The 19,784-nt window shown below is 40.0% G+C and carries 24 protein-coding genes, 1 pseudogene and 1 riboswitch; of the genes and pseudogenes, 19 read left to right on the forward strand and 6 right to left on the reverse strand.

What is annotated here, in order from left to right; all coding sequences use genetic code 11:
• Nucleotides 1-26: 26 nt before the first annotated feature.
• From EL165_RS22275 to mobA, 6 genes are all read right to left on the reverse strand, one after another.
• Nucleotides 27-452, reverse strand: coding sequence for a phosphatase PAP2 family protein (locus tag EL165_RS22275; RefSeq protein WP_228370551.1), 426 nt, complete (start codon nucleotides 450-452; stop codon nucleotides 27-29).
• 214 nt (nucleotides 453-666) lie between these two features.
• Nucleotides 667-1,203 (reverse strand): hypothetical protein, encoded by a 537-nt coding sequence (locus tag EL165_RS22280; protein WP_002981509.1) that lies wholly within the window; start codon nucleotides 1,201-1,203, stop codon nucleotides 667-669.
• The gene (locus tag EL165_RS22285; protein ID WP_002981507.1) at nucleotides 1,200-1,484 is read right to left on the reverse strand and encodes a DUF211 domain-containing protein; all 285 of its coding nucleotides are present in this window, start codon (nucleotides 1,482-1,484) and stop codon (nucleotides 1,200-1,202) included. The genes EL165_RS22280 and EL165_RS22285 overlap by 4 nt, the downstream gene beginning before the upstream one ends.
• Before the next feature lie 3 nt (nucleotides 1,485-1,487).
• Entirely contained in the window at nucleotides 1,488-1,943 is a 456-nt protein-coding gene (locus EL165_RS22290) for a universal stress protein (protein WP_002981505.1), read from the reverse strand.
• 248 nt (nucleotides 1,944-2,191) lie between these two features.
• Nucleotides 2,192-2,258, reverse strand: a riboswitch (Fluoride riboswitch).
• A gap of 131 nt (nucleotides 2,259-2,389) precedes the next feature.
• Nucleotides 2,390-3,673, reverse strand: a complete 1,284-nt coding sequence (gene mobB / locus EL165_RS22295; RefSeq protein ID WP_002981503.1) for a conjugal transfer protein MobB — start codon at nucleotides 3,671-3,673, stop codon at nucleotides 2,390-2,392.
• Nucleotides 3,670-4,098: a conjugal transfer protein MobA gene (mobA, locus tag EL165_RS22300; RefSeq protein WP_002981500.1), complete on the reverse strand. Its 429-nt coding sequence runs from the start codon at nucleotides 4,096-4,098 to the stop codon at nucleotides 3,670-3,672. Before mobA ends, mobB begins: the two co-directional genes overlap by 4 nt.
• 676 nt (nucleotides 4,099-4,774) lie before the next feature.
• Here mobA and EL165_RS22305 point away from each other — a divergent pair.
• The 19 genes and pseudogenes from EL165_RS22305 to EL165_RS22395 all read left to right on the forward strand — a co-directional run bounded on the left by EL165_RS22305 (nucleotide 4,775) and on the right by EL165_RS22395 (nucleotide 19,718).
• Nucleotides 4,775-5,542 carry a nucleotide-binding protein gene (locus EL165_RS22305; RefSeq protein WP_002981499.1) on the forward strand — a complete coding sequence of 256 codons (768 nt, stop codon included), beginning with the start codon at nucleotides 4,775-4,777 and terminating at the stop codon, nucleotides 5,540-5,542.
• Nucleotide 5,543: 1 nt separating this feature from the next.
• Nucleotides 5,544-5,951 carry a DUF3408 domain-containing protein gene (locus EL165_RS22310; protein WP_002981497.1) on the forward strand — a complete coding sequence of 136 codons (408 nt, stop codon included), beginning with the start codon at nucleotides 5,544-5,546 and terminating at the stop codon, nucleotides 5,949-5,951.
• A 1-nt stretch (nucleotide 5,952) separates the two neighbouring features.
• Nucleotides 5,953-6,249: a DUF3408 domain-containing protein gene (locus EL165_RS22315; RefSeq protein ID WP_002981495.1), complete on the forward strand. Its 297-nt coding sequence runs from the start codon at nucleotides 5,953-5,955 to the stop codon at nucleotides 6,247-6,249.
• A gap of 217 nt (nucleotides 6,250-6,466) precedes the next feature.
• A complete protein-coding gene (locus tag EL165_RS22320; protein WP_126358698.1) occupies nucleotides 6,467-6,868 on the forward strand; it encodes a hypothetical protein in 402 nt (133 codons plus the stop codon).
• 47 nt (nucleotides 6,869-6,915) lie between these two features.
• Nucleotides 6,916-7,317 carry a hypothetical protein gene (locus tag EL165_RS22325; protein ID WP_002981491.1) on the forward strand — a complete coding sequence of 134 codons (402 nt, stop codon included), beginning with the start codon at nucleotides 6,916-6,918 and terminating at the stop codon, nucleotides 7,315-7,317.
• 28 nt (nucleotides 7,318-7,345) lie between these two features.
• Nucleotides 7,346-8,551 carry a hypothetical protein gene (locus EL165_RS22330; protein WP_002981490.1) on the forward strand — a complete coding sequence of 402 codons (1,206 nt, stop codon included), beginning with the start codon at nucleotides 7,346-7,348 and terminating at the stop codon, nucleotides 8,549-8,551.
• Nucleotides 8,552-8,671: 120 nt separating this feature from the next.
• Nucleotides 8,672-9,466, forward strand: a complete 795-nt coding sequence (locus EL165_RS22335) for a hypothetical protein (RefSeq protein ID WP_002981488.1) — start codon at nucleotides 8,672-8,674, stop codon at nucleotides 9,464-9,466.
• A gap of 191 nt (nucleotides 9,467-9,657) precedes the next feature.
• The gene (locus EL165_RS22340) at nucleotides 9,658-9,966 is read left to right on the forward strand and encodes a DUF4134 domain-containing protein (protein ID WP_002981486.1); all 309 of its coding nucleotides are present in this window, start codon (nucleotides 9,658-9,660) and stop codon (nucleotides 9,964-9,966) included.
• Nucleotides 9,967-9,992: 26 nt separating this feature from the next.
• A complete protein-coding gene (locus EL165_RS22345) occupies nucleotides 9,993-10,832 on the forward strand; it encodes a DNA adenine methylase (protein ID WP_002981484.1) in 840 nt (279 codons plus the stop codon).
• Nucleotide 10,833: 1 nt separating this feature from the next.
• A complete protein-coding gene (locus EL165_RS22350; protein ID WP_002981483.1) occupies nucleotides 10,834-11,202 on the forward strand; it encodes a DUF4133 domain-containing protein in 369 nt (122 codons plus the stop codon).
• Nucleotides 11,199-13,774, forward strand: a pseudogene (locus EL165_RS22355) (TraG family conjugative transposon ATPase). Before EL165_RS22350 ends, EL165_RS22355 begins: the two are co-directional and overlap by 4 nt.
• 22 nt (nucleotides 13,775-13,796) lie before the next feature.
• Entirely contained in the window at nucleotides 13,797-14,429 is a 633-nt protein-coding gene (locus EL165_RS22360; RefSeq protein ID WP_002981476.1) for a DUF4141 domain-containing protein, read from the forward strand.
• A 15-nt stretch (nucleotides 14,430-14,444) separates the two neighbouring features.
• The gene (traJ, locus tag EL165_RS22365; RefSeq protein ID WP_002981474.1) at nucleotides 14,445-15,470 is read left to right on the forward strand and encodes a conjugative transposon protein TraJ; all 1,026 of its coding nucleotides are present in this window, start codon (nucleotides 14,445-14,447) and stop codon (nucleotides 15,468-15,470) included.
• A gap of 2 nt (nucleotides 15,471-15,472) precedes the next feature.
• On the forward strand, nucleotides 15,473-16,096 hold the full coding sequence (traK, locus tag EL165_RS22370) for a conjugative transposon protein TraK (RefSeq protein WP_002981472.1): 624 nt from the start codon (nucleotides 15,473-15,475) through the stop codon (nucleotides 16,094-16,096).
• 55 nt (nucleotides 16,097-16,151) lie between these two features.
• The gene (locus EL165_RS22375) at nucleotides 16,152-16,433 is read left to right on the forward strand and encodes a hypothetical protein (protein ID WP_002981471.1); all 282 of its coding nucleotides are present in this window, start codon (nucleotides 16,152-16,154) and stop codon (nucleotides 16,431-16,433) included.
• Complete coding sequence (gene traM / locus EL165_RS22380; RefSeq protein ID WP_002981469.1) at nucleotides 16,414-17,748, forward strand: conjugative transposon protein TraM; 1,335 nt, start codon at nucleotides 16,414-16,416, stop codon at nucleotides 17,746-17,748. The genes EL165_RS22375 and traM overlap by 20 nt, the downstream gene beginning before the upstream one ends.
• 24 nt (nucleotides 17,749-17,772) lie before the next feature.
• Nucleotides 17,773-18,657 carry a conjugative transposon protein TraN gene (gene traN / locus EL165_RS22385; RefSeq protein ID WP_002981467.1) on the forward strand — a complete coding sequence of 295 codons (885 nt, stop codon included), beginning with the start codon at nucleotides 17,773-17,775 and terminating at the stop codon, nucleotides 18,655-18,657.
• Nucleotides 18,658-18,668: 11 nt separating this feature from the next.
• Nucleotides 18,669-19,226, forward strand: a complete 558-nt coding sequence (locus EL165_RS22390; RefSeq protein ID WP_002981465.1) for a conjugal transfer protein TraO — start codon at nucleotides 18,669-18,671, stop codon at nucleotides 19,224-19,226.
• 15 nt (nucleotides 19,227-19,241) lie between these two features.
• A complete protein-coding gene (locus EL165_RS22395) occupies nucleotides 19,242-19,718 on the forward strand; it encodes a DUF3872 domain-containing protein (protein WP_002981463.1) in 477 nt (158 codons plus the stop codon).
• Nucleotides 19,719-19,784 lie beyond the last annotated feature (66 nt).

The raw sequence follows: 19,784 nt of genomic DNA on the forward strand, positions 1-19,784 counted from the left end.
CTGGATTTTTGTGATAGTCTATAATCTTATGAAAGGAGTGAATTTTTAGATTCGGGAACTTCTTTGAGTACAAATCGTTTGGTAAGCAATCCGATGATAAGTCCTACAGCAGTTCCCACGATTATCCCGCCTAAGACATCAGAGGGGTAATGGACACCGTTATAAATCCTACTATAGCTCACCAGTAACATCCAGATGAAAAGTTTGACTTTTATATCTTTATGATGAGGGGGTAGAATTATGGAAAGTAGTACAGTTAAAGCCATTGCATTGGCAGCATGGGAGGATACAAAACCGTAAAGACCACCGGGACCTGCTTTACTGAGACGTATCAATGGTATGAGCAAGGGCTCATGTGAAGGGCGGAGACGCTGAACAAGATGTTTAATCAGTCCTGATGATATCTGGTCAGCTAATGTAATGGCTATTGCGATCGCAACAAAGATGTACAAACTCCGTTTTTTATATACTTTTACTAAAAATAACGCAAGGGCCAGATATAGTGGGACCCAGAACCACTTATTACTTGCCCAGTACATGACCTCATCCAGTGCATCATTATGTGCATGGTTGATGTAAAGAAGCAAACGTTTATCTAAATCTTTGAGTTTTACAAAAAAGTCTGAAAGAACAGCTAGACCTAAAATAATGAGATTATGTGACATTTTAAATTACATTTAGTTTATATCCGATATAGGCTACAAAGCATCCTGCTGCCAGCAGTGAAATTGACCACTTTGTAGCGCTTCCATAAGTAAGATGGGCAATACCGATGCCTACTGTCACGAGCATGATAAGGGCTATTATAAGGGCTATCCATTGCATAGTAGGAAAAATCAGTGCAACAATCATTGGTATCATCGCACTTGAAAAGTTGCAAATGGAAGAAATAATAACGCCCCGCAGACTATCTTTCAGTATCCGCTTTCCGAGCTGCGTTGTGGCAAGTTTGCCGTGCGATGCAAGATTAAGCTGTTTTTCAGCATGGATCAGGTGGGTGTGCTGGCGTGAATATTCTGAAAAAAAATAGATAAAGGCTCCTGATACCGTGGTGGCAAATGCTACTTTCAATGCCAGCGATAAAGTGATCGGCATGCCTTCAGATGTTAGGACATGACCGGTCACCAGTGCCAGAACAGTGAGAATTCCATCTATCAATCCCAACAGCAATGCAAAAAGGTTATTTTTAAACAGATTTTTCATCGCGTGCGGTGAACGGGTGTGATCATCTTTTTGCCAGCAAGCAACTGGTCAAGACTGTGTACAACAGCTCCTGTTTTTTCGATGGCATTTACGATGTCGTCATAGGGGAGATCGATTCCTTCAACAGTAATTTCCATACCGACTGTCTCCATATCTATTTCGTTGACCACAATGCTCAGTCCTTCTACCTGCTCTATGCTTTCTATAGCCGTGGCAATTTCAGTGATATCGGGAAGGTCCTTGGCTTTATCGACATCCAGTAATAATTGTCTTATACCCATGATCTACATATTTTGCATTGTTTTATTTTTCTCGGGTACGATCAGCATTGGAACAGGTGATGAATGTAGAATATCTTCGCTTACACTTTCCTTGAATAGTCTTCCAAGACCTTTACGCTCGTGCGTGCCGGCAACAATTAGTTGGGCATTCCACTCTCTGGCTGCAGATAGAACACTCTCTTTTATTCGTCCGTCCATTACAAAGATTTTTGTTTGTACTCCATCAGAGAATTTCATAGAAAGGTTTTCCAGATAGTGCATGTTTTGCATAAATGTTTTATCGGATTCGGCGGGGTTAACTTCTGTAAGCATATCCATATGATATTCTTTGGAATTTTCAACATGCAGCAAAGCAACTTCAGCTGTCAACTGCTTGGCTAAAGTATAGCCACATTTTACAACATTTTGTGACAAAGGAGTTTCGTCAACCATGATTAAGATTTTTTTTATTGATTCCATAGTATTTTGGATTTAATTGTTAATAGATATCAATTAGTGATTGAATACGGCTGAAGACATGAAACAGATTGATATCTTCCCGAAAAGTAAGGTTGCTTGAAATTGTATATAGGGATAGGATTACACCAGATCATCCGACGCAAATAAAGATGGTTTATCATCCTATGATAAACAAAATATAAATTGTTATGGGCGTTTGAAGATTGTTTTAGAAGCATGCTCAACCTGATTAAAATGTTATACATCTAATTTAATCAGGCGTCATCAGCTCTTTAGAGCGGTTGGGTAAGGAAGAACACCATTTCCTTTTTTCTTTAGTAAATGTATTAATTTTTTTTTAATCGCACTCTTTTTTTTAAAATATTTCCGACCTAAGCGAAGCTAAGGAGTTTCAATCTTTCTTAGTATGCTCATATTTGTATCAGCGCTTTGCTTGTTTTTACGCCTTAGTTTTTGCTCTGCCTTCTCCTTCTCTTCTTTTTTTTCATGTTGAACTCAAATATCTGTTCCTCTGGATCTTCGGACATTCCACCTAACAAAAGTGAATCCAACAGTCCCCATTCACCTATTAAACTTCCGCTGTTTATCATAAAATCGAATAGCGGATGGAGTTCATCTTTAAGAGATATCATATTTATATTCGTGTGATTTGGAGGTGTGGTTTGTTTGTTGCTAGGCGGTTCACTGAGTTTGTTGTCGGCAAACAGCTTTTGGAATACGTTAGCAGAGAATTGCTTGCCCAAATGTGAACCGTTTAATACATGACCGGTATTGTGATCTATAAAGGTAATTCCATACAATCTGCCCTGTTCATTTCTTCTGATTACTGTATTTATTCCGTGCTCTATTAAATAAGTGGTAAACTCCTTTTCATTGCTGGTTATTGTTAAGGCCGCAGAAATAATCAGACTGGTTTTCTCTTTAATTTCGGGACGTAGTATTTTACTCTTTTCAAAATGTGATCGAAGAGCTATAAGTCCCGCTTGTTTTCCGAAGAGGGATGCTTTAAATGGATTACCTATTTTAGTACCGCCAGCATCCAGAACGCTATAAACTAATCCTTCTTTGATCTCGCCTTTATAATTTTTTTTTATATGTTCGGCGTTAATATTGAAAAGTGAAAGGAGAGCGTTGTAGCTACCCAGGTTTTGAAAGTTATAATAGGCAGGTAGGTAACGGACAATCGACGCAATCTGACTTTTAATATTTCCTTTGTTGTGATCAACAGGGGTGAACGAAAAACGCTCATCAGAACTTATCTTTTGATCTGCTGGAATTAATTTGTATTTTTTTTCAATCTGGCGGCAGATTTCCATTGATTTTTTCTTCTCAAAAACATCAGATATTTTTATTCCGTTTTCATCTACTGTTGTTGATACAATGTGGATGTGTGTTCTATCGATATCATTGTGCTTAAAAACCACATAGGGTTGATTAGCATAGCCCATTTTGGTCATGTACTCATTTGCAATGTTGATGAAGTCGTCATCCGATAAAATATCATGCGGATCTGGATTGATCGAAATATGGATTGCAGTTTTTTCTGTGTTCTTATTTGCTGCAAGGTTCGGGACGAATGAAGCTAATATTTGTCCTGTCGTATAGTTTCCATCAGGCGTTTCAAGCATATTGTTCATGTGTAATATCTGACCGTTATCCCGTAAAACTTTGTTATGATTATATAGCAGTGCACCATATATTTTTGAGCCACGACCTATTTTTGCGATCATAAATGTTGTTTTTTAGCAAGATGTTCGTTTTCAAATTTTTTGCTGAGGATCAAAATTTCCCGGCAGATATTAGCGAGTTCTATGGTCAACGCTTCAAGTTTTCCTATATAAAAGACTGTTTTTTTATCACCGAAATTTGTGTGCAGGATCTTTACGATCTGATTATAGTTAACACCGATTGCCCTGAACTGACCAAAAAACTGCGTTAATTTTGTGCAGTAATCCATTGCTCCTTTATCTATAATCACCGAATTTATCTTCCTTTCAAACAATAGAGATACAATAAACTTAGCTTTATTGTCAAGTCCTGATTGATCCAATAATGCTAAAAATCTCGTGTTTTCTGTATCCGTGAGGCGGAAAACATAACGATGGGTTGCCTTGTCGATTTTGGGTTTTCGACCTCCTTTCCGATTTGTTGTCATATCTTTTTTTCAAAACCTAATTGAAAGCGATTAACATTCAAGCTCATGAGCCATTAAAAACCTAGTTTTTCCTACTGATTCATAAGATATCTAAGACAACATAAAAGGTAAATCCGACTTCGGAGGATTACCCAGCCCTCGGCAGAGCAAGTAGTTTTGGGGCACAAAACGAGTTTTGAGGCACTCAAAACACAACTTGCTCTGTTCTTGGGAACAGATATGAGAAAGAATAGAATAAAGCTCGCATCATAAAGAGCTTTCGGAAACCGTAGGTAAAAAGAGGAAAGGTAGTAAAGCTTCTGCTTTACAGCCCCTACAGTTGCATTCTTTTGCATAGAGCATGTCAGTAAGAACTATGGTAAACTGACCGTCTTACAAAGCAAGTAATAGTAAAATCATAAAAGTATTAGGTTTTAAAACTGTAAAAGCATAAAACTATAAAAGTGTAAAAGCATAAAAGTGGTAAAATATGAGGTCATAAATAGAGCAAGTTTTTTTACCAGCCTACCATATTTTAAGAAGTACATATGATTTACAAATAAGATATAAGGCTTTACGCAAGGTCTTTTTTAAATCTGCAATACTGACTATACATATATTTTACGACGCATTTGTAAACTTAGGTTCTTGCTCTTTGCTACAACTGTAAAATTAACAAGCTATAAAATAATATAATATGGAAAAAAAGAAAGAAACCTTAAAGGTAAGTATCTATGCGCAGAAAGGCGGAGTTGGTAAGTCGACAATGACGATTCTTCTTGCGAGCGTTCTGCATTATCGGCTTGGATATAATATCGTGGTACTGGATTGCGATTTTCCGCAGCACAGCCTTCTCGGTATGCGCGAAAGAGATAAGCGGACAATTATGGAAAGCGATTTCCATAAAAAATTGGCTGTTAAACAATTCCATACGATCAATAAGAAAGCTTATCCGATCATAAAGTGTAAGGCGGAGAACGCACTTGAAAAAGCCTTTGACTACTGTGAGAGCAGCTCCGTTCAGCCGGATATTATTTTTTTCGATCTCCCTGGAACTGCAAATACGCAGGGCGTTATCGGTGCTTTAAAGGGCATGAACTATATTTTTTCGCCAATTACCGCAGACCGGCTGGTCGTTGAGAGTACATTGGCATTCAGTGAGGTTTTCCTGAAACTTCCCGCACAGAACAAAAATGCCATTGAGCAATCACTGTTTCTATTCTGGAATCAGGTTGATGGTAGGGAAAAGACAGGTCTTTATGATTCTTATCAAACTGTAATAGAGGGATTATCACTGAAGAGTATGGCAACAAGGATCATGGACAGTAAGCGGTTTCGGAAAGAAATTGATGACACAGGAAGCTATGTTTTCAAGTCCACGCTGCTACCTGCGGACTTACAGATTTTAAAAGCTACGCGTGTAGATGAATTTGTTAAAGAATTTTTAAAAATAATTCATATCTGAGATGGCAATAAAGAAAGATCGTAAAGAATTTGAGAAGCCCATCATAGATGAGGAGTACCTGATGAACATTATGAGTGGCGATGAGCCTTTGCCAGAGGCAAATCCAGAGAAAGCCGCCGATAGAGATATAATGCCAACGGTTAAAGTTGAGAAGTCCAGACCAAGATCCGGTAAAAAAATGGATTACGAAGAACTGTTTCTTGTCAACCGTTTTCCAACCGGGAGGAGTGGAAAGGTTGTCTATATCCGATCTGAATATCACGAACGGCTCCTGCGCATAGTGCAGTTAACACGTGAGGAAAAAATAACCCTGTATTCGTATATAGACAATATACTGGAAAATCATTTCCGAGAATATGGGGATGAGATTACCGAGTATTTCAATAAAAAATTTAAACCCATTTTATAAGATGAAAAAGCAACAGAAAAAGGTTGAAGTTACTGTAAAAGTACATCAGCAGATAACTTATGAAAATGTGAATTACGAATCACTTTTCCTATCAGATATTTTGATGGATAAACGTGGCGATAAGAGCATCTATGTCAGCGTAGAGCATCATACCAGATTAGCCAGGATCGCCAATGTGATCGGTGAGGATAAAATCCCGTTATATGCGCTGCTGGATAATATATTAAGACATCATTTCACGCTTTTTGAAGAAATGCTCGTCAGGGAGTTCAAGGACAAATCAAAGCCACTTTTTTAAGATCATGGAAACTTTAATACAGACCGTAATATTGTTCTGCCTAATTGTCGTGATTATACTATTGCTGGTCGATAAGGTTAGGTTCATAAAACCACAGCGGAAAATATTTCGAAAGGTTGAGCAGATAGCTGAACCGGATGTGATAGGGAAGGTCACAATTCCTGAAAAAGCAAAAACACCCGCCTGGCTTGCCAATAGGAAAAAGTTAATCGAACAAATGTTGACAAATAAGGCGGATCAGGGCAACGAAGATCCAACCAGAAATGACCTGGAAAAGGAAGATGTCTCCAGTTCTAATATTGAGGAACCTGACGAAACCGATAATATTCCAGAGGATGATGACCGGTTTGGGCAGGCAGTTTCTTTAAATGAACTTACAAAAGTTGGGGACCTGTTGAAGCAGGACAATCTGGATGCAGCCCAGGAAAAAGAAACAAGTGACATCCTCCACAAAATGGAGGGAACGGAGTTTCTTGCGATGATGCAACAGTCCATCGATGGGGCTTCGCAGAAGATCGCCAGGCTTTTGGATAAGTCGCTATCGGAAAAGCATAATGTCATTCCGAAAGAGAACCAGAATAATGCTCTGGACAATTTTAATATCGGAGACTTTATCTGATACTGAATTTTTAAAGCACTAATCAGTAACAATAAAAAAAAGGAGCTATGATAGCAAAGGATGATCCCGATTATGTGATCGAAGAATACAAAGGCCGGATAATAGCCAGTCATAAAAATAATGTTTCCCAAAAATCAATGGACAACATAATCATCGTTTATGATAAGCTTGATTTTCCTGATTACGGATTTTACATCGGACTTGATGACTCTAAAAGTGCAGGCTACAGGAAAATGGAACCTGTCAATATGGATGATGCTAGAGGTTATATTGATTGGTTAGCAGAAGTGACCAATAAAAACGACCTCCAGCAAGATGCCTCAGTTTCTGTTCCCATTCCGATTAAAGAAATTGTGGGCCAGATCTTATCTGAGGTCGCTTTGAGAAGGCTGGAAAATAATGAGGCACAGTTCCCGAGGAAATCCCGGAAAAAGGGTAGAGGGATCTAACTAGATATTCATAAATAATAAAGAAAGTATGGAAGCAAACCTACCAGTAATTGAACTATGCGGAACCAAATTTCAATTTGATATTGATAGATTAGTTTTAATTGAAAAAAATGATCCAAATAATTTGTTGTTTTTCAACGAAATGCTTGATCATCTTACCCATTACGAATTTTTTTACAGTAAAATAAATAAAAATACTCCTACGGAAAGATCTTTAGGTCCCGCTGATGATATCTTTCATGAATCCGAAAAAAGTAAGGAAGAATTTGCTCAGTCAACAGTAAAAGTAAGCGTTCCAAGAATTGCTGAGATTGATCCAGAAGGTATGATGCGGAAATACGGCTGTAGCGTGGATGACATTAAAAATAAAACTGATTTTGACATCATCGTGGATCAGGAGGTACTCAGACGAAGGGTATCTGGCGAACGTGTAAAAATTGATATTGCGGGTATAGTTTATGAAATAGATGCTATTGCTAATTCACTTCGACCACTGAACGGCGATATGGATAGTATCAAATTAACAGCGTATCGGTATGATTATTTTATTGATGATGAAAGTTGCTATTACTTATACTGCAATATGAATGATGGCCATATCGTCGATCTGCTTCGAGATCAAACGGTCGAAAATTCAATAGAGTTTAAAGTTCCGGATCTTACAAACTTAGATCCAATTGCAGTTATCAATAATTTTCATTTCCTTACAGATCTTGAACTATATTATCAGGATCTTAAAATGTTTCATTTTGCCGAACCGTCACAACAACAGATCAATGGAACCGCTTTATTAAACAGTGATTTTACAGTTAAAAATCCAGATCTGAAGACCTTGATCGTGATCTCAGAAAATGATCCTGATTTTACTCTGCAGGAATACCGAAATTATATTATTGCGAGTAGCAATGACACTGGCTATCCTGCTAAAGACCTGACCATAATCTATGAAAAAAACAACAAACCGTACAATGCACAGGTGATCATTCCTTTTTCTGAACATTCAGCCAGCAATATGAAGCAGTCAGGTGTAAATGAAGCAATGAAACATATTGACAATTTAGTCGATAAAGCGAATAATATATCCAGTAATTCTATATTGAGCAGACTTCTTCCCATTAATAAATATCTCGAACTGTATCATTCGCAAGATCAAATAGAAGCTAAAAAATTATTGATCAAAAATGAAAAATCAGCAATAGAGAATCCCAAGAAAGGGAAGAGGCCAAAATTTTGAAATTAGATAGGAAAATTAAGGAAAAATGGTACCTCAATATTCTGCAATTCACCAAATATTTAACTGTACGATAGAATTTAGCTCAGCAATTAAATTAATAAAAATAATAAAAGCTGAGTTATGGAAAAAGAACTACCGATCTATACAGATCCAGATTACGGAATCGAGTTTATCGTTGATGTGGAGAAATTCGAATTTCGGGAAAGGGTCAACCCCGAAACCCGTTACACATTAGAAGATATGATCGATCTGGAGGAAGAGGGATACCGCTTTGATCATTTCGACAAGACGAGTAGACAGAATTTAACTATAACTCCTCCACAGTTTGTAACGCTTGCCCCTAGGGAGATGGCAGAAAAGTACAATAAGGCTGTTGAGGAAATTCTATTGCTGACTGATTTTGAGCTCATGGTCGATCAGGAGGCACTGACAAGAAGAATTAAACATGGAGAACTTCCAACGGTTGAAATTGGAGGACACATCTTTTATGCAGATGCACGGATAGATCTTTTGAGGCCTAAAGATGTTCTATCAACAATGGGTATACGTTTTGATGATCTGGAGGATTGGTATGTTGAGGATAAAAATGTCTATGCCTTTCCTTACGATCCCAAAAATTTTGAAATAGGAGATCGAGAATGGGATAAAATACTGGACTACCCCATAGATTTAATTTTTGTTGAAATTCCTTATTCAAGAACCCTTGATCCGGTGGGATGGAACCGAAGAAATGGATGGGAGGAGATGGAAGGTTTGAAAGAAACGGGCCTCAGACTTGACTTTAAGGCCGAGTTGGTGCCGTGGAATAAATCTGGAATTGATGAAATTATCTCGGAAAATAGACTTAAACAGCCGATCAGGGAAGCAGTTAAAGACAATGAAAGGAAAGAAAATAAAAAGGGGCGGAAAATGTAGCCTAGGGCAATACAGCCGCCAGACTTTCAAGTCTGGCGGTTTTTTTATGGCTTTTTCCGAACTCCGATTAGGACAATAACGGCAAACTTAGTACGTCTCGTACCACCTGCCCCCAAATCCGATACTATCTGCAACACCTTTGTTTCCAAGCCCGCAGAGGCGGGTATTACAAACTTAAAATGTAATGAAACATGAAAAAATCAAGACAAAAAATTCTGCTGGCGTTGCTGTTTATTTCGCTTATCAGCAATGGGGCTTTTGCGCAAGGAAATGGCGCTGCAGGTATTCAGGAGGCAACGCAGATGGTTACAAGCTATTTTGATCCTGCCACGAAGCTGATTTATGCTATCGGTGCTGTGGTCGGACTGATCGGCGGCGTGAAAGTGTACAACAAATTCAGTTCGGGCGACCCTGACACTTCAAAGACAGCGGCGAGCTGGTTCGGTGCCTGTATATTCCTGATCGTAGCAGCGACCATCTTAAGATCATTTTTCCTTTAGGCTAACCCACTTAAATTTTTTCAATTATGTCAAAAAATAAGATGGTCACGCCATTGACCTATTATGGCGGAAAGCAACAGCTGGCCAGGATCATTATTCCGCTTATTCCACCCCATTATACCTACGTAGAGCCGTTTGTGGGAGGAGGCGCAATTTTTTGGTCGAAACCGAGATCTGAGGTTGAGGTGATCAACGATTACAACCGTGAGCTGATCAACTTCTATGAGATGGTGAAAAATCAGTTTGTTGAACTGGAAAAAATGATAAGGATCACACTACACAGCAGGTCGCTCCATAGTGATGCGCTTGTGATCTATAACAATCCCCATCTCTTTGACAGATTACAACGGGCCTGGGCAGTCTGGGTTTTATGTAACCAGTCTTTCAGCGCAAAGATCGGCGATTCATGGGGTTACGATGTACGGAATCAGACTTCTTCCAAAAGATTGAGCAATAAGCGTGCGTCATTCTGTGAAGATTATGCAATACGCCTTCAAAATGTTCAGATCGAAAATACAGATGCCATTAGGATCATCAATTCACGCGATCACGAAAAGGCTTTTCACTACTGTGATCCGCCTTATTTTAACAGTGACTGCGGTCATTACGATGGGTATAGCAAACATGATTTTGAATCTCTGCTATTGTGTCTATCCAATACGAAGGGAAAGTTTCTTTTGAGCAGCTATCCTAGTGATATCCTGAACAAATTCAGCCGCGATCTTGACTGGCATACTGTCAAAATGCAGAAAGAGGTGCTGGTCGATAAACATTCGGGAAAAGTACCCAAGAAAAAGATCGAAGTACTTACCGCCAACTATGACCTGCATATCGTGCAGGGAACGCTAAACTTTAAATCATACTGAAATGAGAACCTGGAATATCAATAAGGGTATCGGCTGTACAGTTGAATTTAAAGGTTTGAAAGCGCAGTATCTCTTCGGATTTGCCGGAGGATTGTTATTGGTCCTGATCCTGGTTATGGTGCTGTACATGGCTGATGTAAATATGTATATCTGCCTTTCGGTCGGCTGTATTTCTGCATCGCTGATTGTTTGGAAAACTTTCAGTCTGAACAACAAGTACGGTGAACATGGGCTGATGAAGCTAGGTGCAAAAAGAAAGCATCCACAATTTATCATCACCCGTAAACCTGTCCAATCTTACCTTAAATACCCAGTTGCAAAAGGTGAGAAAATCCAAAATTTTAACACTAAATCTTCAAGGCTATCATGAGAAATATCTCTAAAACAACTACTTTAGAAAGCCGTTTTCCTCTCCTTGCAATTGAGAACGATTGTATTATATCGAAAGAAGGAGACCTTACCGTGTGTTTCCGTGTAAGGCTACCGGAAATTTTTACGGTGGGCACGGATGTGTACGAATCCATTCATTCCTCATGGAGTAAAGCGATCAAGACTTTGCCGGATTATAGTATCCTGCACAAACAGGACTGGTATCTAAAGGAAAACTACCAGCCGGATCTTGAAAAAAGTGAACACAGTTTTTTGTCACGTTCTTTCCAGCTGCATTTTAATGAGCGGCCGTTTCTGAACCACTACTGCTATATTTTTCTGACGAAAACGACAAAGGCACGGATGCAGTCCCAGAGCAATTTTAGCAGCTTGTGCAAGGGAAATCTTGTTCCCAAAGAAATAAAGGATAAGGAAGGAATGCGTCGTTTCCTAGAATCGGTAAGCCAGTTCCAGCGTATCATCAATGACAGTGGTCATATAACAATGGATCAGCTGAGTGAAGCTGAAATATTGGGGAGCGAAATGAAAACCGGAATCCTTGAACAGTATTTTACACTGTCACGTGATGCCAATCCCGTTCTGCAGGATATGGCTCTGGGAGCAGAGGAACTTAGGATCGGAAGTAAGAGGATGGTACTTCATACCTTATCCAGTACAGACGATCTTCCCGGAGCTGTTTCAGACTGCCATCGCTATGATAGGCTTTCCACAGATCGCAGTGACTGTATGTTGTCTTTTGCCAGTCCTGTGGGACTGATGCTCAGTTGCGACCATATCTATAACCAGTACCTGTTCATCGATAATAGTTCTGAAAACCTCAAAAAATTTGAGAAGTCCGCCAGAAATATGCACTCATTGGCACGTTATAGCCGGGCGAACCAGATCAATAAAGAATGGATAGAGCGTTATCTGAATGAAGCACACTCCCACGGTTCACCATCGATCAGGGCCCATTATAATGTATTTGCGTGGAGTGAAGACCGACAGGATCTGCGTAATCTGAAAAATGATGTCGGAAGTGCACTTGCTCTTATGGAATGTAAACCCCGTCATAACACAGTAGATGCCGCCACTCTATATTGGGCGGGAATTCCGGGCAATGCCGGCGATTTTCCAGCCGAAGAATCCTTTTACACTTTCATCGAACCGGCATTGTGTTTTTTTACGCAGGAGACCAACTATCAGGATTCACTTTCTCCTTTTGGGATCAAGCTTGCGGACAGGCTGACTGGCAAACCTGTGCATTTGGATATCAGTGACTTGCCGATGAAAAAGGGGATCACGAGCAATAGAAACCGTTTCATTTTAGGGCCATCTGGGGGTTGGCGGGCTATTCTTAATTGAGTAGCCCGCCAGCCCACCCAAAAAATGGAAGTGGAAAATCATTCTTCACCAATCATATGGTGAGACAGTATTATGAGCAAGGAACTCATGTGCTATTAGTAGATACGGGTAATTCTTATCAGGGGCTTTGCGAACTGATCAAAGGTAAGACTAAGGGAAAAGACGGGGTTTATTTCACCTATACGGAAGATAACCCTATCTCGTTCAATCCTTTTTTTACCGAAGATAATGTCTTTGATATCGAGAAAAGAGAAAGTATCAAGACCTTGATCCTGACTTTATGGAAAAGGGATGATGAAGCACCAAAGCGAAGCGAAGAAGTAGCATTGTCCAATGCAGTCGCAGGATATATCGAAAGGATTAAAAACAGTAATGAGATACCCTGTTTTAATGGATTCTACGAATACGTCAAAGGGGATTACAAAAAAGTCCTTCAGGACAAGGAAGTTCGGGAGAAAGATTTTGATCTGGCGAACTTTTTAAATGTTCTTGAACCCTATTACAAAGGTGGTGAATACGATTACTTATTGAACTCAGAAAAAGAGCTTGATTTGCTTAATAAGAGATTTATTGTCTTTGAAATTGATGCGATCAAAGATCACAAAATCCTGTTTCCTGTGGTTACGATCATCATTATGGAGGTCTTTATCAACAAGATGCGTCGGTTAAAAGGTATCCGTAAGATGATTTTGATAGAGGAGGCTTGGAAGGCAATCGCTAAGGAAGGAATGGCTGAATATATCCGCTATTTATTTAAGACCGTCAGGAAATTTTTCGGTGAGGCGATTGTGGTCACGCAGGAAGTCGATGATATCATACAGTCTCCCATAGTCAAGGAAACAATCATCAACAACAGTGACTGCAAGATACTACTCGATCAGCGGAAATACGCCAATAAATTTGACGAGATCCAGAATATGCTCGGGCTTACAGAACGGGAAAAATCGCAGATACTTTCGATCAATCAGGACAATGATCCGAACCGGAAATATAAGGAAGTATGGATAGGACTTGGAGGAACGCATTCAGCGGTCTATGCGACAGAAGTGAGCGAGCAGGAGTATCTGGCATACACCACGGAGGAATCGGAGAAAATGGAAGTGATGGATCTAGCGCATGAAATGGGCGGGGATGTTGAAGCCGCCATAAAAAAAATCTCACTGAAAAAGATCAAAGGGTTAACGCCCGGCGATCATCCCAATAATTAAACAATCTTAAAAATTTAAAAAAATGAAAAATTTATTAATGACCGTGTTTATGGTAATGGCAATTACCATAACACAAAAAGTAAAAGCACAATGGGTTGTAACTGATCCGGGCAATCTGATCTCAGGTGTTCTGAACAGCGCCAATGAGATTGTACAGACCTCAAATACTGTAAGTAATGTGGTGAAGAATTTTAACGAAGTCAAAAAAGTCTATGAACAAGGCAAAGAGTATTATGACAAATTAAAGGCCGTCAACAACCTGGTGAAAGATGCGAGAAAAGTGCAACAGACCGTCCTTTTGGTCGGGGATGTCAGTAATCTCTATGTCAATAATTTTTCCCGTATGCTGAACGACAAAAATTTCTCTGCAGCGGAACTGGTAGCAATTGGAAATGGGTATTCATCGCTGCTGAATGAGAGTACAGAACTGCTCAAGGAACTGAAGCAGATCGTAAGTTCCAGCAGCCTTTCACTGAATGATAAGGAGCGTATGGAAATTATAGACCGTGTCTACAAGGAGGTAAAGGAGTACCATAGCCTGGTAAGATATTTTACGAACAAAAATATCTCTGTCAGTATCCTGCGTGCAAAAAAGCAGAATGACACCAAGCGTGTCATGGACTTATATGGTACAGCTAATCAAAAATATTGGTAATAAATTCTTACGGTTATGGAATTTAATAATTTACATGAGATCCTTCGGGGCCTCTATGATGAAATGATCCCGATGTCGGAAACGATGGCAGTTGTCGCAAAAGGAGTTGCGGGTCTGGGAGCTCTGTTTTATGTGGCGTTAAAGGTCTGGCAGGCACTGAGCCGGGCGGAACCTATTGACGTTTTTCCCTTACTGAGACCTTTTGCAATAGGCATCTGCATCATGTTTTTCCCGACGATAGTATTGGGGACAATTAACGGTGTACTTAGCCCAATTGTTAAGGGTACACACTCTATGCTGGAAGGACAGGTTCTGGATCTAAACACTTTGCAACAGCAAAAAGATGTACTGGAAAAAGAAGCGATGTTGCGGAATCCCGCAACGGCCTATCTGGTCTCGGACGAGGAATTCGACAAAAAGCTTGATGATCTGGGTTGGTCTTTTGAAGACATTGCAACGATGATGAATATGTACAGGGATCAGGCGGTTTATAATATAAAGCAGGAAATCAAGCAGCAGTTGCGCGAATTACTGGAACTTTTATTTCAGGCGGCGGCACTGGTTGTGGATACGATCCGTACATTTTTTTTAATTGTTCTTTCGATACTCGGACCCATTGCTTTTGCTATTTCTGTGTGGGATGGTTTTCAGAGTACGCTCAACCAATGGCTTACACGGTACATAAGTGTATATCTGTGGCTTCCAGTTGCTGATCTTTTCAGCGCAATGCTGGCGAAAATAAATGCCATGAGCGTCCAGCGGGATATAGAGCTCTTAAGTGATCCCTCATTTGTGCCCGATCCTGAAAATAGCGTTTATCTGATTTTTATGATCATAGGAATTGTTGGATACTTTACCATTCCAACTGTTACCAGTTGGATCATTCAGGCTGGAGGTGCAGGAAACTTTACCCGTAATGTCAGTCAGGCTGCGATGCGTACAGGAAATGTTGGCGCTGCCGCTGCCGGAGCTGCAGTGGGGAATATCGGGGGTGAACTGTTGGATAATAAAAGCAATGGACAGGGACAAAAAAGCAATTGATTATGGAATTCAAAACATTAAGAAATATTGAAAACAGTTTCAAGCAGATCAGGCTATACGCAATTGTCTTTGCAATATTGTGTTTAGCGGTAGCAGCTTTTGCAGTCTGGAAATCATATTCCTTTGCATCGGTACAACGGGAGAAAATTTATGTTCTTGATCAGGGAAAATCGCTGATGCTGGCACTCTCACAGGATGCAAGCATAAACCGCCCCGTTGAGGCACGTGAGCATGTCAGGAGGTTCCACGAGCTTTTTTTTACGCTGGCACCAGATAAAGCTGCGATTGAAAGCAATATGAAACGGGCGTTCGACCTGGCGGATAAAAGTGCTTTTGATTATTATCGTGACCTTTCTGAAAAGGGGTATTATAACAGGATTATCTCCGGGAACATTCAGCAAAGAGTTGAAGTGGACAGTGTGGTCTGTGATTTTAATTCGTATCCATATTCTGTCACCACCTACGCCAAGCAGTTTATCATCCGGTCCAGTAATCTTACTCGAAGGAGCCTTGTCACATCATGCAATCTGCTCAATAGCGTCCGGTCAGACAGCAATCCACAGGGCTTCCAGATTTTAAAATTTTCAGTCCTTTCCAATAAGGATGAGGAAGTGATAGAGCGGTAGAGAAAATTAGTTCTCTTCTTAAAAGGGGGAGGCGTTATGGTTCAAAATTTAGAAAATGAAAAATATTAGAACAACAATTGATAATGAGCTTGAGAAGCTCGATCTGAGATGGCGGAATTTACCCGTCCGTAAGCAGATCAGATATGTACTTTATCTATTCGCCTTCTACCTACTTATGGGCGTAGGCGTACTGGTCAAGGTATTTTATGATCTGGGAAAAGGGGATAAAATCGATATAAGCCATATCGAGGTGCCCGCAGTAATTCATAATGAATCTTCTTTGAAAGATTCTGTTAGAAATCCTAAAACTATACACAATGGAAGAGAAAGAGAATAAGAGGATCAGTTTAATTGTGGATGAAGATTCTACAGAAAATCCGGAAAGTAGTTCCTCAAAAAATGATAAGCTTAAAAAGCCCATCATCTTTGGCCTGATGGCCATTGTTTTCATCGCCTGTCTTTACTTAATATTTAAGCCTAAAAATAGTGGTGAGGAAAATAAAGACAAAGGTTTAAAAAATGCCGTACCCGAGGCAACGGATAAAGGACTGCAGGCCGATAAACAAAAGGCATATGAAAAAGAGATGGTTGAGGAAAGGGAAGCGGCAAAGCGTAATTCCCTGATGTCTTTGTCAGATTATTGGAGTGGTGCAGACACATCGGTTAACGCTGAAACTCCAGTTTCGAAGGTTATTGCAGGAAGCTCAGGGGGATATGGGATGAGCGGTGCACAGAATAGTTCGTTGAGCAGTTATCAGAATGCGCAGCAAACGCTTGGCTCGTTTTACAGGGATGATGACCGTGAGAAATTGGCACTTCGTAAACAGGTAGATGAACTCAAAGATAAGCTTTCAGAAAAAGATGTCCCGCAGGCACCTACCTATAAGGATCAGCTCGCATTAATGGAAAAATCATACGAAATGGCTTCGCGCTATCTTCCGTCAGCAAATGGTGGACCCGCAAGCCGTACGGTGAATGTTGGACAGAATATGGATTCAACTGCAGTTAAAACAACTGCTTTACCAGGCAAAAAAGGGAAAACCGAAAGTTTGAAGGTGCTGAAAAAGAGTGTCGTCTCAGCCCTCTATCGGGAAGAGGACGCATCGGAGATTTTAAATGGGATCGGAGATCGTAACATGGGTTTTATAACGCCAGGACAAGTTGTTCAAAGCGATGTTGTCAGGAACAGCATACGTGCAATGGTAATGGAAACAAAAACATTATCAGGCGACGGGTCTCTAAAGTTGAGGTTATCCGAAAATGCAACTATTGGCGGTCATTATGTTCCCAAAGGAACCGAACTGGTTGCCGATACCAAATTTCAGGGAAACAGGTTACAGCTAAAGATCAGCGCAGTTGAAGTATCCGGAAATATAGTTCCGGTTGAGATTCTAGTCTATGGCACGGACGGTCAGCTTGGGCTCCTTGTCCCACGAACAGATGAGATCAATGCCGCAGGAGAAATAGCGGCTAACATGAGCCAAAGTTCAGGAATGAATATTTCGATGTCACGTTCTGCGGGCCAGCAGGTTGCCAGTGATCTGAGCCGGGGCCTGATACAGGGAGTTTCCGGCTTTTTTTCTAAGAAGCTGAGAGCTGTTAAGGTAACAGTGAGATCAGGGCATCCGGTACTCCTGTTGACAAAAAAGTAATATAACAACAATAATAATCAATCTATGATGTCAATCAAAAATACACTTATGATCCTGCTTTTTGTAGGACTGTTCATCAAGACCTTTGGACAACAGTCTCTTGAAGCGGGAAGGGTCGAACCTTATAGGCTGGAAGTTACCTATAATAAAACCTGCCACCTGATTTTTCCGGTAGCGATCAGGTACACAGACCTGGGATCGAATTATCTGATTGCGGAAAAAGCTGAGGATGCGCAGAACGTCCTGCGTATAAAGGCCGCGATTAAGGACTTTGCAGAGGAAACCAATTTCAGCGTGATCACAGAGGATGGGCAATTTTATAGCTTTAATGTTATTTATAATGCTGATCCTTATACGTTGAGTTATGATCTAAAGAAAATGAAAACTGATGTTGAGCGTGAGGAAGGAAGAAACGTTCAGTTTGAAGAGCTCGGTTTTAATCCACCATCTTTAACAGAAATTGTACTGAAAACCATCTATCAGCAAAATAAAAGATATGTACGGCATATCGCTGCCAGATCCTATGGCATTCAGTCAATTCTTAAGGGAATCTATGTCCACAATGGAAAGTTTTATTTTCATCTTGAAGTGAAGAACAGATCCAATGTACCTTTTGTCGTTGACTTCTGTACCTACAAAATTGTGGATAAACAGATTGCGAAAAGAACAGTATCTCAGGAAAAGCAATTGGTTCCGGTAAGGCAATATCCCGGTCTTGAAGTAATCTCGGATAATTCAATCGCTGGCAACGTCATACTTCTGGATCAGTTCACAATCACCGATGAACAGGTGCTAAGAATTGAAATTTTTGAAAGGAATGGCGCAAGGAATCAGGTTCTGGAAATTGAAAATTCGGATCTGGTTGCCGCGAAGCCCGTATCTGAAATGAAGATTAAAGTCACTCAATAAAGCAGCGAATTATGAAAAAATATATCATCTTTTTGGTACTGGCGATTTTGAGCATCAAATTACATGCACAGAGAATGGTCTATAAACAGAAATCTTTGGAAATTAATACGGGACTTCTAAATACAGAAAGGGTAGGCAAAAATTTCTATCTAAATCTGACACTGAACAGTTTTGCGAAACATGGCAACTATTGGATCTGGGGAGTGGAATATCAAAGAAAGACCGTAGGCTACAAAAATTGGGAAATTCCTTTAGAAGACTTCATCGGAGAGGTTGGTTATAGTGTTAAGCTTCTCTCGGATTCAAGAAAATTTATTACGCTGAATGGAGGTGTAACTGGAGTTCTGGGCTATGAATCTGTCAATAGGGGAGACAGTCTCCTTTTGGATGGGGGGCTTCTAAAAAGTAATAATGGATTTGTTTTTGGGAGCAGCGGGAGATTGTCGCTCGAGACATACCTTTCAGACCGGATTGTTTTTATGCTGCAAGGTCGCATAAGGGTGCTTTGGGGAACAGATCTTGAGCGGTTCAGACCTTCAACGGGTGTCGGTTTACGTTTTAACTTTTGAAAATCAGAGAATAAAATGAAAAATTTAATTAATAAGTGGAAAATGTCGATAGGAACGCTTTTTCTAGGCTTTATTGCTATGCTGGGAATTACGTTACTTTCCGGATGTGATAAAGAGGTTTTGGATGTACAGGAAGTTTTCCCTTTTGAGGTGAAGGTGATGCCAGTACCAAAGGAAATCGGAATAGGTGAAACTGTTGAGATCAGATTTTCTATCATTTCAAACGGAAATTATACAGGTAATACCTACCGGATACGTTATTTTCAGAACGATGGACAGGGCATTTTAAATTATTCAGGTTATAAACCTTATTTACCGAACGATCTTTATCCCTTGGCCGAGAAAGAATTTCGCTTGTATTATACCTCCCAATCTTTAGTTTCACAACAATTTGATGTGTGGATAGTAGACAGTTTTGGTAATGAAAAGCAAATTTCTTTTCAATTTAACAACAAAAAATTGGGTCCGATCATTATCGGTCCGGTTAGATAATATTATATTTATAAAAGTATTACAGTAAAAATAGGGCGAAGGCCTTACACTACCAGAGTGAGAGCA

It is taken from the genome of Chryseobacterium gleum (assembly GCF_900636535.1).
In the GTDB taxonomy this organism is placed as follows: Bacteria; Bacteroidota; Bacteroidia; order Flavobacteriales; family Weeksellaceae; genus Chryseobacterium; species Chryseobacterium gleum.